Source organism: Micromonospora sp. NPDC049047 (assembly GCF_040649135.1).
Taxonomy (GTDB): domain Bacteria; phylum Actinomycetota; class Actinomycetes; order Mycobacteriales; family Micromonosporaceae; genus Micromonospora.
The window spans coordinates 299,142-314,463 of record NZ_JBEZEY010000007.1; the positions used below are offsets into that span (position 1 = coordinate 299,142).

At 70.1% G+C, this 15,322-nt stretch carries 15 protein-coding genes and 1 pseudogene; 15 read left to right on the top strand and 1 reads right to left on the bottom strand.

Features of this window, described 5'->3' with window-relative positions; translation table 11 throughout:
* Window positions 1-86: 86 nt before the first annotated feature.
* The 6 genes and pseudogenes from AB0B86_RS14615 to AB0B86_RS14640 all read left to right on the top strand — a co-directional run bounded on the left by AB0B86_RS14615 (window position 87) and on the right by AB0B86_RS14640 (window position 6,781).
* Window positions 87-1,070, top strand: a complete 984-nt coding sequence (locus tag AB0B86_RS14615) for a hypothetical protein (protein ID WP_357403363.1) — start codon at window positions 87-89, stop codon at window positions 1,068-1,070.
* 224 nt (window positions 1,071-1,294) lie between these two features.
* Entirely contained in the window at window positions 1,295-3,838 is a 2,544-nt protein-coding gene (locus AB0B86_RS14620) for a bifunctional FO biosynthesis protein CofGH (RefSeq protein ID WP_357418109.1), read from the top strand.
* Between the two features lie 157 nt (window positions 3,839-3,995).
* Window positions 3,996-4,274 (top strand): hypothetical protein, encoded by a 279-nt coding sequence (locus AB0B86_RS14625; RefSeq protein WP_357403359.1) that lies wholly within the window; start codon window positions 3,996-3,998, stop codon window positions 4,272-4,274.
* A gap of 51 nt (window positions 4,275-4,325) precedes the next feature.
* Window positions 4,326-5,719: pseudogene (locus AB0B86_RS14630) on the top strand (DUF4331 domain-containing protein).
* Between the two features lie 16 nt (window positions 5,720-5,735).
* Window positions 5,736-6,065, top strand: a complete 330-nt coding sequence (locus AB0B86_RS14635) for a phospholipase (RefSeq protein WP_357403355.1) — start codon at window positions 5,736-5,738, stop codon at window positions 6,063-6,065.
* Between the two features lie 458 nt (window positions 6,066-6,523).
* Window positions 6,524-6,781 (top strand): WhiB family transcriptional regulator, encoded by a 258-nt coding sequence (locus AB0B86_RS14640; protein WP_007455784.1) that lies wholly within the window; start codon window positions 6,524-6,526, stop codon window positions 6,779-6,781.
* A gap of 55 nt (window positions 6,782-6,836) precedes the next feature.
* Here the strand turns inward: AB0B86_RS14640 and AB0B86_RS14645 are convergent, their stop codons facing one another.
* Entirely contained in the window at window positions 6,837-7,286 is a 450-nt protein-coding gene (locus AB0B86_RS14645) for a metallopeptidase family protein (protein WP_110562108.1), read from the bottom strand.
* A gap of 153 nt (window positions 7,287-7,439) precedes the next feature.
* On the opposite strand from AB0B86_RS14645, the gene AB0B86_RS14650 reads away from it, so the two are divergent.
* The 9 genes from AB0B86_RS14650 to AB0B86_RS14690 all read left to right on the top strand — a co-directional run bounded on the left by AB0B86_RS14650 (window position 7,440) and on the right by AB0B86_RS14690 (window position 15,067).
* Window positions 7,440-7,814: a DUF3499 domain-containing protein gene (locus tag AB0B86_RS14650; protein ID WP_357403353.1), complete on the top strand. Its 375-nt coding sequence runs from the start codon at window positions 7,440-7,442 to the stop codon at window positions 7,812-7,814.
* Window positions 7,815-8,252: 438 nt separating this feature from the next.
* Window positions 8,253-8,552: a Scr1 family TA system antitoxin-like transcriptional regulator gene (locus AB0B86_RS14655; protein ID WP_357418126.1), complete on the top strand. Its 300-nt coding sequence runs from the start codon at window positions 8,253-8,255 to the stop codon at window positions 8,550-8,552.
* A complete protein-coding gene (locus tag AB0B86_RS14660; protein WP_357403351.1) occupies window positions 8,543-8,737 on the top strand; it encodes a DUF397 domain-containing protein in 195 nt (64 codons plus the stop codon). The genes AB0B86_RS14655 and AB0B86_RS14660 overlap by 10 nt, the downstream gene beginning before the upstream one ends.
* A 240-nt stretch (window positions 8,738-8,977) precedes the next feature.
* Window positions 8,978-10,159: a spermidine/putrescine ABC transporter substrate-binding protein gene (locus tag AB0B86_RS14665; RefSeq protein ID WP_357418113.1), complete on the top strand. Its 1,182-nt coding sequence runs from the start codon at window positions 8,978-8,980 to the stop codon at window positions 10,157-10,159.
* Entirely contained in the window at window positions 10,156-11,262 is a 1,107-nt protein-coding gene (locus AB0B86_RS14670; protein ID WP_357403347.1) for an ABC transporter ATP-binding protein, read from the top strand. The genes AB0B86_RS14665 and AB0B86_RS14670 overlap by 4 nt, the downstream gene beginning before the upstream one ends.
* Complete coding sequence (locus tag AB0B86_RS14675; RefSeq protein WP_357403743.1) at window positions 11,220-12,119, top strand: ABC transporter permease; 900 nt, start codon at window positions 11,220-11,222, stop codon at window positions 12,117-12,119. Before AB0B86_RS14670 ends, AB0B86_RS14675 begins: the two co-directional genes overlap by 43 nt.
* The gene (locus AB0B86_RS14680; protein WP_357403345.1) at window positions 12,116-12,943 is read left to right on the top strand and encodes an ABC transporter permease; all 828 of its coding nucleotides are present in this window, start codon (window positions 12,116-12,118) and stop codon (window positions 12,941-12,943) included. The genes AB0B86_RS14675 and AB0B86_RS14680 overlap by 4 nt, the downstream gene beginning before the upstream one ends.
* A gap of 270 nt (window positions 12,944-13,213) precedes the next feature.
* Window positions 13,214-13,984, top strand: coding sequence for a G5 domain-containing protein (locus AB0B86_RS14685; RefSeq protein ID WP_357403741.1), 771 nt, complete (start codon window positions 13,214-13,216; stop codon window positions 13,982-13,984).
* A gap of 231 nt (window positions 13,985-14,215) precedes the next feature.
* Window positions 14,216-15,067 carry a DUF559 domain-containing protein gene (locus AB0B86_RS14690; RefSeq protein WP_357405298.1) on the top strand — a complete coding sequence of 284 codons (852 nt, stop codon included), beginning with the start codon at window positions 14,216-14,218 and terminating at the stop codon, window positions 15,065-15,067.
* The last annotated feature ends 255 nt before the right edge of the window (window positions 15,068-15,322 follow it).

Here is a 15,322-nt window from a genome sequence, read left to right on the forward strand (position 1 = left end):
TCGCGCACGTGACGCCTGCGGTCCGCCTGTGGCCCTGGAGACTAGGCTCACGTGCGCCCTGTCCGTTCAGCCCCGAGGGGGAGCTCGTGACCAGCCCCGCCGAGCCCGCGTCCGCCGACGCGGCGCAGGCCCGCCAGCTGACCAAGCCACTACGCGAACTCGCCGCGCTCGCGTTGCTCGGCGCCAACGCCGTGTTTCTCTTCGTGGGACTGCTCCGGCTGATCGGCCCGGACGACTCCGTCACCGGTCGGGCCGGTGCCGCCTTCGACACGTTCGTCGGGGTGACGGCGGTGGTCCTGCCGCTGCTGGCCGTGCTGCTGGCCACGCACATCTCGCCGGTGCTGCCGAAGGCCAAGCTGATCACGCAGGTGGCCGTCGGTGAGTACGGGGTCAGCGCGCTGTTCGGCACGCTCACCCTGCTGATCTGGACGGTCGGCAGGTTGGCCGACGGCGAGGTGCTCGACGCGCTCCTCGGTGTGCTCACCCGGTTCGCCTGGATGGTCATCTTCGCGGTGGCCGCCTGGGTCGTCTACACCATCTGGCGTGCGCACTACTACGTGCCACGACCCAAGCCTCAGCCCGGTGTCTACGGTCAGCCGCAGCCAGGCTGGCCGCAACAGCAGGGTGGCTGGCCGACCCCGGGGCAGCCCGGTGGTCAGCCGCAGGGCGGGTGGGCCGCTCCCGGCCAGCCCGATCAGTTCGCCGGCCAGTACGCCCAGCCGTCGCCGCCGTTCCAGGCCCCGCAGTCGGCCCCACCGCACCCGCAGTCCGCGCCGCCGTTCCAGTCCGCCCCGCAGTCCGCGCCGCCGTTCCCGCAGTCCGCGCCGCCGGTCAACTCCGCGCCGCCGTCCCCGGCCGCGCCACCGTTCGGGCAGCCGTCTTCGGCCGATCCGACGCAGGCGATTCCCCGCCCCGTCGACCGGGCCGCTGCCGATCCGACGCAGGCGATCCCTCGCCCCGCCGACCGGGCCGCTGCCGATCCGACGCAGGCGATCCCTCGCCCCGCCGACCCAGACGACGACCGCACCCAGCACATCAAGCCCGGCGAACACCCCGACCAGCCCCGCTGAGTCGGCCGGCGAGGTGACTCCATGATCACATCATGATGAGTAGTTCCCCAGCGCACCTGGCAACTACTCATCATGATGTGATCACCGTGCGGCCGCACGAGCGGGGCGCCGGGCGCGAGGTCGCCGGGGCGGGCACCAGCTTCGGTGCGAGCCAGGTGGGCCATTTTTCACTGTGCGGCCCCGGGTCTGGTCAGGTGGGCTCGCGCTGCGCATAGGCTGAGCGGATGGTTGATCGCACCCAAACTGGCCCGAGTGACGCTAGTGTGCGGCGGGCGCTGGGCCGGGCCGCTACCGGGCGGGCACTTGATGTCGACGAGGCAGCCGCGCTGCTGTCCGCTCGCGGTGACGCGCTCGACGAGCTGCTCCAGGTGGCCGGTGGGATCCGCGATGCCGGGCTGCGGGACGCCGGGCGGCCGGGCGTGGTCACGTACTCGAAGAAGGTTTTCATCCCGTTGACCCGGCTGTGCCGGGACCGCTGCCACTACTGCACCTTCGCTACAGTGCCGCACCGGCTGCCGGCGCCGTTCCTGGACCGCGACGAGGTGCTGGCCATCGCGCGGGCCGGTGCCGAGCAGGGCTGCAAGGAGGCCCTCTTCACGCTCGGTGACCGTCCCGAGGAGCGCTGGCCGGCGGCCCGGAGTTGGCTCGACGAGCGCGGCTACGACTCCACACTGGACTACCTGCGGGCCTGCGCGGTGGCCGTGCTTGAGGAGACCGGGCTGCTGCCGCACCTCAACCCTGGCGTGCTGTCCTGGTCGGAGCTGCAACGGCTCAAGCCGGTGGCCCCGAGCATGGGGATGATGCTGGAGACCACAGCGACCCGGCTGTGGTCCGAGCCAGGCGGCCCGCACTACGGCTCACCGGACAAGGAGCCCGCGGTCCGGCTGCGGGTGCTCGACGACGCGGGGCGGGTGGGGGTGCCGTTCACCACCGGCATCCTGATCGGCATCGGGGAGACACCGGCCGAGCGGGTGGACGCGCTGTTCGCGATCCGCCGCGCCCACCGGGAGTACGGCCACCTCCAGGAGGTGATCGTGCAGAACTTCCGCGCCAAGCCGGACACCGCGATGCGCGGCATGCCCGACGCGGAGCTGCACGACCTGGCCGCCACCGTGGCGGTGGCCCGGCTGCTGCTCGGCCCGAAGGCCCGGATCCAGGCCCCGCCGAACCTGATCGCCGGCGAGTACGACCTGTTGCTGAGCGCCGGCATCGACGACTGGGGTGGCGTCTCGCCGCTCACCCCCGACCACGTCAACCCGGAACGTCCGTGGCCGCAGATCGACGAGTTGGCCCGGCACACCGAGCTGGCCGGGTTCACGCTGCGGGAGCGGTTGACGATCTACCCCGAGTACGTGCGCGCGGGTGACCCGTGGCTCGACCCGAGGCTGCTGCCGCACGTCAGCGCCCTCGCCGACCCGGCCACCGGCCTGGCCGTCGAGTCGGCCCTCCCACAGGGGCGTCCCTGGCAGGAGCCGGAGGAGGTGTTCGGCGGGCGTACCGACCTGCACTCCACCATCGACACCACCGGCCGCACCGACGACCGGCGCGGTGACTTCGACAGCGTCTACGGCGACTGGTCCGAGGTCGCCGGCAAGGTCACTCCCGAGGCGGCGGCGCGGCGTGCGGGCGTACCCCCGGAGTCGACCGGCAGCGGCGCGGACCGTGACCTGGCGGCCGGGCTGCGGCTCGCCGCCGACGACCCGGCGGCGCTGCTCGACCCCTCCCACACCGACGCGGCGCTTGCGTTGTTCGGGGCGGACGGGCCGGCGCTGGACGAGCTGTGCCGGCTCGCCGACGACGTACGCCGCGACGTGGTCGGCGACGACGTCACCTACGTGGTCAACCGCAACATCAACTTCAGCAACGTCTGCTACGTGGGTTGCCGGTTCTGCGCGTTCGCCCAGCGGGAGCGGGACGCCGACGCGTACCGGCTCTCCGTCGACCAGGTCGCCGACCGGGCCGAGGAGGCCTGGGCGGCCGGTGCCAGCGAGGTGTGCCTCCAGGGCGGCATCGACCCGAAGATGCCGGTCACCGGGTACGCCGACATCGTGCGCGCGATCAAGGCCCGGGTGCCCGAGATGCACGTGCACGCGTTCTCACCCATGGAGATCGTCACCGCCGCCGCGAAGGCGGGCGTGCCGGTCCGCGAGTGGTTGACGCAGCTGCGCGAGGCCGGGCTGGACACCATCCCCGGCACCGCCGCCGAGATCCTCGACGACGACGTGCGCTGGGTGCTGACCAAGGGCAAACTGCCGGCCGCCGCCTGGGTCGACGTCGTCAGCACGGCACACGAGCTGGGCATCCGGTCCAGCTCCACGATGATGTACGGCCACGTCGACCACCCCGGGCAGTGGCTTGCGCACTTCCGGGTGCTGGCCGGCGTGCAGGACCGGACCGGCGGGTTCACCGAGTTCGTGGCGCTGCCGTTCGTGCACACCAACGCCCCGATCTACCTGGCCGGCATCGCCCGGCCCGGGCCGACCTGGCGGGAGAACCGGGTCGTGCACGCGATGTCCCGGCTGCTGCTGCACGGCCGGATCGACAACATCCAGTGCTCCTGGGTGAAGCTCGGCGACGAGGGCACCGTGGCGATGCTCCAGGGTGGCTGCAACGACCTGGGTGGCACGCTGATGGAGGAGACCATCTCCCGGATGGCCGGTTCCGGCAACGGGTCGGCGCGTACCGAGGAGCAGTTGCGGGCCATCGCGACGGCGGCCGGGCGGCCGGCGCGCAAGCGGTCGACTGCGTACGGTCACGCCCGGCCCTGAGGTCGAACCTTTCCCCGCCGCCGGCCGTACCACGCGATGCCGGCGGCGGTCGCGGCCACGACCACCGCCGGTACCCCCAGGGCCTCGGCGGCGTCGATGGACGGTGCCGGACCCGTCCGTCCCTGCGGGCGCGTTCGCGCCGCCGGAAAGGTTGCCCATGACCAGTGATCAGCGGAAGCGGCAGTGGCCGCGACTGACCCGCCGGCAGACACTGACCGCCGCGGCCAGCGCCACCCTGGGCGCCGCCGCGCTCACAGTGCCGGGCCTGTCGGCCGCGCAGAACGCCCCCGGCGCGGCCGGACGTGCCGACGAACCGATAGTCGTGCACCTGCGCGATGCCAGATCCGGACGGATGGACGTCTTCGTCGGCGACACGCGGATCGAGGTACGCGACCGCGGCCTGGCGGACCGGCTGCGGCGCGCCGCCCGGCGCTGAACCGGCATTTCGCACCGCCATCCTGTCCCCGCCCAGTGAGGTTGGTCCGCCATGTCTTCCCACCGCGAGGCCCCGGAGATAGCCAAGGATCCGGTCGCCGACAGCTCCGACCTGTACGCGTTCGTCAGCCCCGACAAGCCCGACACCGTGACGTTGATCGCCAACTACGTGCCGTTGCAGCTGCCGTCCGGGGGGCCGAACTTCTTCGAGTTCGGCGACGACGTGCGCTACGAGATCCATATCGACAACGACGGCGACGGCCGCCCGGACGTCACCTACCGGTTCGAATTCACCACCGAGATCACGAATCCGAACAGCTTTCTCTACAACACCGGCAGGATCGACTCGCTTGACAGCGAGACCTGGAACCGGCGGCAGTTCTACAGCCTGACCCGGGTGACCGACGGCCGGGAGCACCGGTTGGCGCACAAGTTGCAGTGCCCGCCGTGCAACGTCGGCCCGCTGTCCACCCCGAAGTACGCCGAGCTGGTGCGGCAGGCCACCTACTCGCTCTCCACCGGGGAACGGGTCTTCGCCGGGCAGCGTGCGGACGGCTTCTTCGTCGACCTGGGGGCGATCTTCGACCTCGGCACGTTGCGGCCGTTCCAGCAGCTGCACGTCGCCGGAAAGAAGATCTTCAAGGCCGAGGGTGAGCCGGTGAACGCGACGGACCGGATGAACGTGCACAGCATCGCTGTGCAGGTGCCGCTGAAGCAGGTGCGCCGCCGCGCCAACCGCTACGGCGCCGGTGACCCCGCGTCGGTGATCGGGGTGTGGACGTCGGCGTCGCGCCGGCAGGTGCGGGTGCTCGGCGACCAGGGTGCCGCGGACACCAGCACCGGGCCGTTCACGCAGGTCTCCGGCTGGGCAATCCGTTGTTCAACGAGGTCATCGTGCCGATGTCCAAGAAGGACCTGTGGAACTCGCTGCCGCCCACCGAGGACAAGCGGTTCGCCAGGTTCGTCGAGCAGCCGGAGTTGGCGGCCCTGCTGCCGGCGCTCTACCCGGACGTCTTCCCGAACCTGGACCGACTCACCAGGTCGAAGAAGGCCCGCGCGGACCTGGTGGCGATCCTGCTCACCGGCGTACCCGCCGGTCTGATCGACGGTTTCACGAACGCCACAGGTGACGTGCAGGCCGACATGCTGCGGCTGAACACCGCGATCCCGCCGACCCGGCAGCCGGACCGGTTCGGGGTGCTCGGTGGTGACCTTGCCGGTTTCCCGAACGGGCGGCGGGTCGGTGACGACGTGGTGAGTATCGCGCTGCGGGCGATCGCCGGGGTGACCGTGCCGCTGGTGGACAAGACGTTCCGTCCCGACGCGGCGGCTGCCGCTGTCACTCCCGGCCTGAGCGCCGCCGACGTGACAGCGCCGTTCCTCGCGAACTTCCCCTATCTGGGTACGCCGTACGACGGGTTCAACAACCCGCCGGCGGCGTCCTGACCGGGCGGGGGAGGGGATGCACGAGCACACGTACGGGCCGTCGGAGACGGGGAGCGTCGTCCTCGATCTGGGCGGCGACACAGGTGCCCTGATCGTCTACACCGGCCGGGAGTTGCACGGCCGGGAGATCGAGATCAGCCGCGACGATGATCGGCGGGTGCACTCCGCAGTGCGGGAGCGTCGGGTGCGGGACGGCTCCTGCCACAGTGCGGTCTATCCGGATCTTCCCGGCGGGATTTATACCGTCTGGTGGGACGAGAGTACGTCGGTCGGAACGGTTTCTGTCCATGGTGGAGGGATAGCCGAATTCGTCTGGCCCACCAGCGGATTCGGGGCCGCCAGCTGACCTCTCCCGCACCGGTTTCACGCCGCACCCCGTCCACATTGTGGGCGGGGCGCACGTGCTGTTCCCGGCTCGACGGGCGGTCTGCGCCGTACCGCGTTAACCTGTCCCCCACCAAGATCAGCTTTGCGGTGCGGGTGCCTGACGCCGGGCCGGTGGCGACTCGTCGGGGAGGCGCCACGGCAGAAAAGTCGGGCAACTCGCCGGAGAGGGCGTTACTCGGCCGGGGTCTGAATCGATAGGGCAGGTTGCGAGGCTGGACGACCCGAGTGGTCGTCCAGGGGTGTCGGGAGGGCGACTCCATTATCAAGTTTGGCTTGACGGCGCACGCATTACACGCGTGTAATTTGAATGGGGTTGTTCGCACGGAACGCAACAAAACGGGACCGGACGGACAAGCACGCCTTTCGCGTGGGGGGTTGCAGCGGCGATGACGCCGGTGCGCGACAAGGAGGCATTTGATGGACGGCCAGCTTGAGGTGGCCGACCTGCTCGGAAACGCGCCGGAGTGGCAGGAGCGGGCGTTGTGCTCGCAGACCGACCCCGAAGCGTTCTTCCCCGAGAAGGGCGGCTCAACCCGCGAGGCGAAGAGGATCTGCTCGCGGTGCGAGGTCAAGACCGAATGCCTCGAATACGCTCTCGGTCACGACGAGCGATTCGGCATCTGGGGTGGGCTCTCCGAGCGGGAGCGGCGCAAGTTGAAGCGGCGGGCCGCCTGAGCGGTGCGAGGTCGGGGCGGTGGGGGCCGCCCGACTCAGCCGTGCGGTGCCCGGGTCAGGCCAGCTCGTCGGGGTCGACCCCGAGCAGGTTCGCCACCTGTTCGATGATCACGTCATGGACGAGGTCGGCGAGGTCCTCGCGGTCCATCGCCCGGAACTCCAGGGGCCGCCGGTACAGCACGATCCGGGGCGGCACCTCCTGTCGGCCCGGCCGGCCGGGCAGGAGCCGGGCCAGCGGGACCTCGCCATCCTCCAGCACGTCGGAGTCGTAGACGTTCAGATCCGGCGGGACGTCCTCGACCGCGAACTCGACACCGGCCAACTCTTTGGCGAACCGACGCTCAAGCGTCTCCACGGTGTCCAGGACCAGGTCGTCGAAGACCTCGGCCTTGGTCCGCGCCAGTGGCACGGTGGCCGGCACCAACCGCCCGCGCAGGCCGCGACCGTGCCGGTCACGGTGCACCCGCCGGCCGGGGCCGGGGCGGCGGTGTTCCGGGCTCGTCATGAGGCAAAGGGTAGCGCCCGCGCCGGGCTGGCCAGCGGCACCGCCATTCCCGTGGCGCGGCGCGTCCGGAACGGCGAACTGTGATCACCACGACGGGCGTGTCGCAACGCGAAGCGATGCGCCGGACCCGGTAATGGAGATACCCTGCCGCACGTGAGGTCACCACGGCGCTGCTCCCGTAACGGCTGCCCCCGGCAAGCGGTCGCCACATTGACCTATGTCTACAACGAGTCGACAGCGGTGGTGGGGCCGCTGGCGGCGTTCGCCGAGCCGCACACGTACGACCTGTGTGAGCCGCACGCCCGCAGCCTGACCGCACCGCGGGGCTGGGACGTGGTCCGGCACGAGGGCGAGTTCGAGCCGCCGCCGCCCACCACCGACGACCTGGTCGCGCTCGCCGAGGCGGTCCGCGAAGCCGCCCGCCCGGCCCCCCGCCCGCCGGAGGACCCGAAGGACCGGTCCCACAGCGACCAGTCCCACTCCACCGGCCGCCGAGGTCACCTCCGCGTCATCCCCCCCAACCACTGACCGCGCGCCCCTTCGGTCCCCGCCCCCTTTCGGCGTTGATCAAGAGGCTTGCGTCAAGAAGGCGCCGACTTCTTGATCAACAGGTATGGACGAGGTGGGCGCGGGATGATCCACACCTGGTCGGCGATGTGACGGTGTTGGTCCGGTTGATACGCCTGATCGGCGACGTGGAGTGGATCAGGCGCCACGGGCGGCGGCGACGTGTAGTGGATCAGTCGCAGAGTGTGCCGACCTGGCTGGGGACGTTGGTGGGGCACCTTCGGGGCGTTTGGTGGGCGTTCCAGAAGCGCGCCGACATGTCTGACCGCCACACGCCGGTAGACCGCAGACATCGCCACGCAGCGTGGTTACCATCCGCCGCAGCGTGCACCGAGCGAGGTCGCGGTGTGCGCCTGGCGGGCGGAGGCTCCGGTGGCGAACGAGGCGTTGCGGGTGGCGATGGCCGAGGCGGGGGAGACGGTCGAATCGCTGGCAGAGAAGGTTCGCGTCCACCCCAAGATCCGGGTCATCCCGGCCGACGGTCCGTGGCACACCGGCCTGGCTGGCCCCTTCGTGCTGGGTCGCCTGCCCGACGGGACGGAATTGGCGTATCTCGACAACCAGCTCCGCGGTCAGATCGTGACCGATCCCGTCGACGTCGCTAGCCTGGGACGCAGGTGGGAGAGCGTCACCGGTGAGGCGTTACCCCAACGCCGGTCGATCGAGCTGATCAGGGAAGTGGCCACGACATGGACATGACCGAAGCCCGCTGGCGCACCGCGACCCGCAGCAGCAACAACGGGGGCGACTGCGTCGAGGTGGCCGACAACCTGCCCGGTCGGGTGCTGGTGCGCGACAGCAAGGACCGCGACGGTGGCACCCTGGCCTTCGCCCCGGCCGCCTGGGCGTCCTTCGTCGACGGTGTGCGCCGATCCGGCCGCTGAGCCGAAGGCGCTGACCCCCGGCCGCTGATCCCCTCGGGTTCACGGAAAACGTGGTGTCACGGCGCGAGGATGGCCCGGTTTCCCGGAAGGTGAGTGGATCAAGCCTTCCGACGTCGCGTGGATCACGCTGAGCGTGACGGACGGCTGCACGGGACGTGACGCGTCGGCCCCGATGCTCTTCTGGCGCCGCCGGTTTGTCATCGTGTCAGGCGTCCACGGCACCGACCCTGAGGAATCGTCATGCGCGCGCCCCTGCGCCCCCTCTCCCGACGTGCACTGCTCACCGGCTCTCTCGGCTCGGCGGCACTGCTCACCATGGGCGGCCTCGCCGCGTGCGGCACCAAGGGCGCCCAGCAGACCGAGGCCGGCTGCGTCAGCGCCGACCTGTCCGGCACCGAGAAGAAGCTCGCCTTCTCCAACTGGCCGCAGTACCTGGACGTGGACGAGCGGGACGAGTCCCGGCGACCGAGCCTTGACGAGTTCGTCAGCAGGACCGGCATCCAGGTCAGCTACACCGAGGACATCAACGACAACAACGAGTTCTTCGCCAAGGTGCAGGGCCAGCTCGCGGCCTGCCAGAGCACCGACCGGGACATCATCGTGCTGAGCGACTGGATGGCGGCCCGGATGATCCGCCTCGGTTGGGTCCAGCAGCTCGACCCGGCGAAGATCCCCAACGTGCGGGCGAACCTGTTGCCGTCGCTGCTCAACCGCTCCTACGACACCGAGAACCGGATGTCGGTTCCGTGGCAGTGCGGCCTCGCCGGGTTGGCGTACAACGGCAACGTCACACGGGAGCTGCGGACCGTCGACGAGCTGCTCACCCGCCCCGACGTGAAGGGCCGGGTGACAGCGCTCAGCGAGATGCGCGACACAATGGGTCTGCTGCTCGGCTCCAACGGACACGACCCCGCCAACTTCACGTCCGCCCAGTTCGACGACGCACTCGCCAAACTCAGGAGGGCAGTCGACTCCGGGCAGATCCGCAGGTTCACCGGCAACGACTACGCGCCCGACCTGGCCAAGGGCGACATAGCCGCGTGCATCGGCTGGTCCGGCGACGTCATCCAACTGTCCGGTGAGGACGCCAAGGTGCGCTTCGTCGCGCCCGACTCCGGGGTGCTGCTCTACAGCGACGACATGCTGGTGCCGAACAGGGCCACCCACCGGGCGAACGCCGAGCAGCTCGTCAACTACTACTACGAGCCGGCGGTCGCCGCGAAAGTCGCCGCGCACGTCAACTACATCTGCCCGGTGCGGGGCGCCCAGGCCGAGATGGAAAAGATCGACCCCCAGCTGGCGGCCAACCCGCTGATCTTCCCCGACGACGCGCTGCTGTCGAAGGCCACCACGTTCATGGCCCTGAACGAGCAGCAGGAGCGGGAGTACGAGGGCAAGTTCCAGCAGGTCATCGGGGCGTGACGAGAGTGGCTAGCGAGACACCCGCCGGCGACCTGCGGCTTGCCGGCCTCACCAAGCGGTTCGGCGCGGTCCCCGCGGTCGACGACCTCAGCCTGACCATCGGGCAGGGCTCGTTCTTCGCTCTGCTCGGCGCGTCGGGCAGCGGCAAGACCACCACCCTGCGGATGATCGCCGGTCTGGAGGAACCGACAAGCGGCCGGGTGCTGCTCGGCGACCGGGACATCACCGGGCTGCGCCCACACCAGCGACCGGTGAACACCGTCTTCCAGAGCTACGCGCTCTTCCCGCACCTCGACGTCTTCGAGAACGTGGCCTTCGGGCTGCGTCGGCGCGGCATCCGCTCGGTGGACGACGAGGTCAACCGCATGCTGTCGCTGGTGCAGCTCGACGGCTACGGCACCCGCCGGCCCGCCGAACTCTCCGGCGGCCAGCAGCAACGGGTCGCACTGGTCCGCGCGCTCGTCAACCGGCCGCAGGTGCTGCTCCTGGACGAGCCGCTCGGCGCGCTGGACCTGAAGCTGCGGCGGCAGATGCAGATCGAGCTGAAGCGCGCACAGACCGAGGTCGGCATCACCTTCGTGCACGTCACCCACGACCAGGAGGAGGCCATGACCATGGCCGACACGGTCGCGGTGCTGAACGGCGGCCGGATCGAGCAACTCGGCGCGCCCGCCGACCTCTACGAGTTCCCCGCCACCGCGTTCGTCGCGAACTTCCTCGGTCAGTCCAATCTGCTCAGCGGCGAGGCCACCGGCGTCAGCGGCGGCGACGTCGCGGTGACCGCGCACGGCGCGCGCTTCTCGGTGCCCGCCGGCCGCTCACGGGCCGACCACGGCCCGGTCCACCTGGGGGTACGCCCGGAGAAACTGCAGCTGGTCGGCTCCGCCGCCCAGGTGCCCGTGGGCCATCAACACGTCGCCGGGGTGGTCACCGACGCCGCCTACGTGGGGGTCAGCACGCAGTACCTGCTGCGGACCGGCTGGGGCGCCGAGTTGTCGGTGTTCGCTGCCAACAGTGGGGCGTCGACGCGGGTGGCGGTCGGCGAGACGGCAGTGGCGCACTGGGATCCCCGGCACGCGTTCCTGCTGGCCGCGTCGTCGTGACCCGGGTGACGCGGCGGCGACTCCGGCCGTACCTCCTGGTGTTGCCCGGGGTGGCCTGGCTGCTGGTGTTCTTCGGGGTGCCGCTGGTGCAGCTCGCGGCGGCCAGCCTGTACGACCCCGACGGTTCGCTCACCACCGGGTACGCGATGACCTGGGCGTTCGGCAACTACCCGGACGTGGTGCGGGCGTACTGGCCGCAGCTTCTGCGCTCGTTCGGCTACGCCGGGGTGGCCCTGGTGCTGGCGCTGCTGCTGGGCTACCCGCTGGCGTACGCGATAGCGCAGAAGGCCGGGCGGTGGAAGAACGTGCTGCTGGTGTGTGTGGTCGCCCCGATGTTCACAAGCTTCCTGGTCCGGACGCTCGCCTGGAAGACCATCCTGTCGGACAGCGGGCCGCTCGTCGGTCTGCTGCGTGACGTGCACCTGCTCGCACCGGAGGGCCGACTGTTGGCCACGCCGTTCGCGGTGGTGCTCGGCCTGACGTACAACTTCATGCCGTTCCTGGTGCTGCCGCTCTACGCGAGCCTGGAGCGGCTGGATCGCAGGTTGCTGGAGGCGGCCGGCGACCTGTACGCGAGCGGCGCGCAGGTGTTCCGCCGGGTGACCCTGCCGCTGTCGAGGCCCGGCCTGGTCGCCGGCACGCTGCTGTTCTTCATCCCGGCCAGCGGCGACTACATCAACGCGGAGCTGCTCGGCACCCCGAACGAGTACATGATCGGAAACGTGGTCGACTCGGCGTTCCTGGTCCGGTTGGACTACCCGCAGGGCGCCGCGCTGTCGTTCCTGCTGATGGCGGCGATCCTCGCGGTGGTCTTCGGCTACCTGCGGTGGGCCGGCCCCGAGGGGGTGCGGTGGTGAGACGCTGGCGCCGGCTGACCGACCACTGGGTGCTGATCGTGGCGCTGCTGGTGCTCGGCTACCTCGCGCTGCCGAACCTGGTGGTGGCGGCGCTCTCGGTCAACCGCCCGTCGAGTCGGCTGTCGTACGACTTCAACGAGTTCACATCTGACAACTGGCGGCGGCCGTGCGCCACGTCGGACATGTGTGCGGCGGTGCTGCGGAGTGCGCAGATCGGGTTCGTCGCCACGGTGGTCGCGACCGTGCTCGGCACCCTGCTGGCGTTCGCGCTGGTCCGGTACCGCCTGCGCGGTCGGACCGGCATCAACATGCTGATCTTCCTGGCGATGGCCACCCCGGAGCTGGTGATGGGCACGTCGCTGTTGGCGCTCTTCGTGTCCGCCGGGGTGCCGCAGGGCTTCTGGACCATCGTGATCGCGCACGTGACGTTCTGCGTGTCGTTCGTGGTGGTCACCGTGCAGGCGCGGCTGGCCGGGATGGACCGGCGGCTGGAGGAGGCCGCCATGGATCTCTACGCCAACGAGTGGCAGACCTTCCGGAGGGTCACCCTGCCGTTGCTGCTGCCCGGCATCGTGGCCGCCGCGCTGCTCGCCTTCTCGCTCAGCTTCGACGACTTCATCGTGACGAACTTCAACGCCGGCACCACTGTCACGTTCCCGATGTATGTCTGGGGCGCCGCCCAGCGGGGCATCCCACCGCAGGTGAACGTCGTCGGTACCGCGATGTTCGGGATCGCGCTGTTGCTGGTCGGGCTCAGCTCGCTGCGCGGTCGACGGGCCCGTCGGTCCGCGCCACGAGTCGGTTCGACGCGGGCCGGGCGCTGAACCCGCCTCGCTGACGGCATCTCGACACCTCACCTGTCCTCTCTCGACGAGCGCCAGCGTTCAGGCGCGTGGTGTGCCGATTTGCGGCTCTTGTTGGTAAAAGCAGCCGCATGATCGGCCCTGGTCGGCCGGCCTGGAGGGTGGCCGCGGGTGTCGTCCGTTGCCCGAGGAAGCGCCAACAGATCACCGCTGCGAAGCGATCGGCGCAGGTGACGAGCACGACGGAGGATATTGCGCACGGTGTTTGCGACGACACTCATCGCCGTGACGATGCAACCACCACAGAATCCGGGCCCGCCGTACCCGCCCTCGGTTGGGCAGGTGCCCCGCCCGAGTTGGTTCCGGCGGGCCAGTCCGGCCCGGCGGACCGCCGTGATCCTCGGCTCGGTGACCCTGTCGATCCTGCTGCTCTGCTGCACCGGCACCGCCATCATCGGCGCGCTGGCCGGCGAGCCGGAGCCGACCACTACCGGCACGGCCGCCGAGCAGGCGGAGCAGCCCATCGTGGCAGCGCCCGCCGAGCCGACCGAGGTCACTTCCACCCCGGTCGCCACTTCACCTGCCACGCCCGACGCGGCCGGGTCCTCGACGCCAGCCTCGCCGACCCCGTCGGCTGCCGCGCCGCCGCCGGTCGTCAAGGTGACGACCGAGACGGTGCAGGCCACCGTCCGGTACGGGGAGCGGACAGTCAAGGACTCGTCGCTGGCCGAGGGGAAGCGGGTCGTCCGGACCAGGGGCGTCAACGGAGTACGAACCCTGACGTACGAGGTGACCACCACGAACGGGGTACGGACGTCCAGGAAGCTCGTCAAGTCCACGGTGACGAAGCAGCCGGTGACCCAGGTCGCCGCCGTCGGCACCAGGAAGCCGCAGTCCTCGACGTGCGACCCGAACTACAGCGGCTGCGTCCCGATCGCCAGTGACGTCGACTGCGCGGGCGGCAGCGGCAACGGCCCCGCCTACGTCAGTGGCCCGATCAGGGTGATCGGCTCCGATATCTACGACCTGGACCGCGACGGCGACGGCACAGCCTGCGACTAACCCCCCACCCCCGCGCCCCACCCCCGTCTGCGTCGATCATGGAGTAGTGGTGGGGGATATTGGCTGACTAGCGGCTTTTGTAGGGCACCACAACTCCATGATCGACGCCGGTCGGGCTCCGGCCTAGCACGGACGGGGGGAGATTGGGGGTTGTGCACAGGGCCGGTAGTTGTCCACAGGGCACCGGGTTGGGGTCGAGGAGTGGCCGCATGGTGCCGCAGATTCTGCGGCATGGCAGAGCCCCTGTATCGATATTCGGAGCTGCTCGCTGCCGGCTTCAGCCGGCAGCGGGTCCGGACGTTTGCCGAGCTGTCCCGCCTGCACCGGGTGTCGCGGGGCATCTACGCGCCGTCGGCTGATCCGGCAACACACCTCCCGGCGATTCTCCGACGGCTGCCCGCCACCGCCGTCGTCGGTTTCCACACCGGTGCGCAACTGCATGGCTTCGGCGACGTCCGCAGCAACGAGGTGCATGTGATCGTCCCGGCTGGGGAAAACGTCCCGCACATCCAGGGCGTGGTCGCCCACGAGGCGGTACTGCCGGTACGCGATCCGGTGCTGCTGGCTGGAGTGCCGTGCGCACCCGCTGCCAGGTGTGCGGTGGATTTGGCCCGATCGATGCGTCGGATGGAGGTGATTCCGCTGCTGGACCTCTGCCTCCGCGTAGGCGCTTGCCAGGCTGAGGAGCTGCTGGTTGAGGTCGCTCGCCACAAACGTCTGCGTGGGGTCTGCCAGGCCCGCGATCTCGTGCCACGTGCCGATCCTCGTGCGGAGTGCCGTCAGGAGAGCCAGCTTCGACTGGTCCTGATCGACGGCGGCCTTTCACCGCCGGAACCGCAGATCTGGGTCCGGGACGGCAACGGGATACCGCTCTACCGCCTGGATCTTGGCTATCGGCAACACCGTGTCGGTGTCGAATACGACGGCTCGTCCCACCTGGACCGCGCCCGTCTCCGACGCGATCGTTTCCGATCGAACTGGCTCGCCGCCAACGGCTGGCAGATGCGCCACTTCACGGACCTGGACCTCTACCGCCGCCCTACCCACATCATCAAAACCCTGCTCCCCCTCCTCCACCCCTAAACCCACCCCCGCCTCGCCCTCCACCCCCAGGCCCCCCGCCCCGCTCTCCAACCGGTCGATCATGGACTTGTGGTGCCCGATAAAACGGGCAAAGTTGGAGCTGGCGCCCACCACAACTCCATGATCGACGCGGCCGGGGGGAGTATGGATCTAACGGTGTGGGGCTGTCTCGCTAACGGTGTTTCCGGCGATCTTGGTTAGTAGGTTTCAGCGGCTGGGAAGCGGTCGCTGAAGGTGATGGCGAAGGCGTTCAGG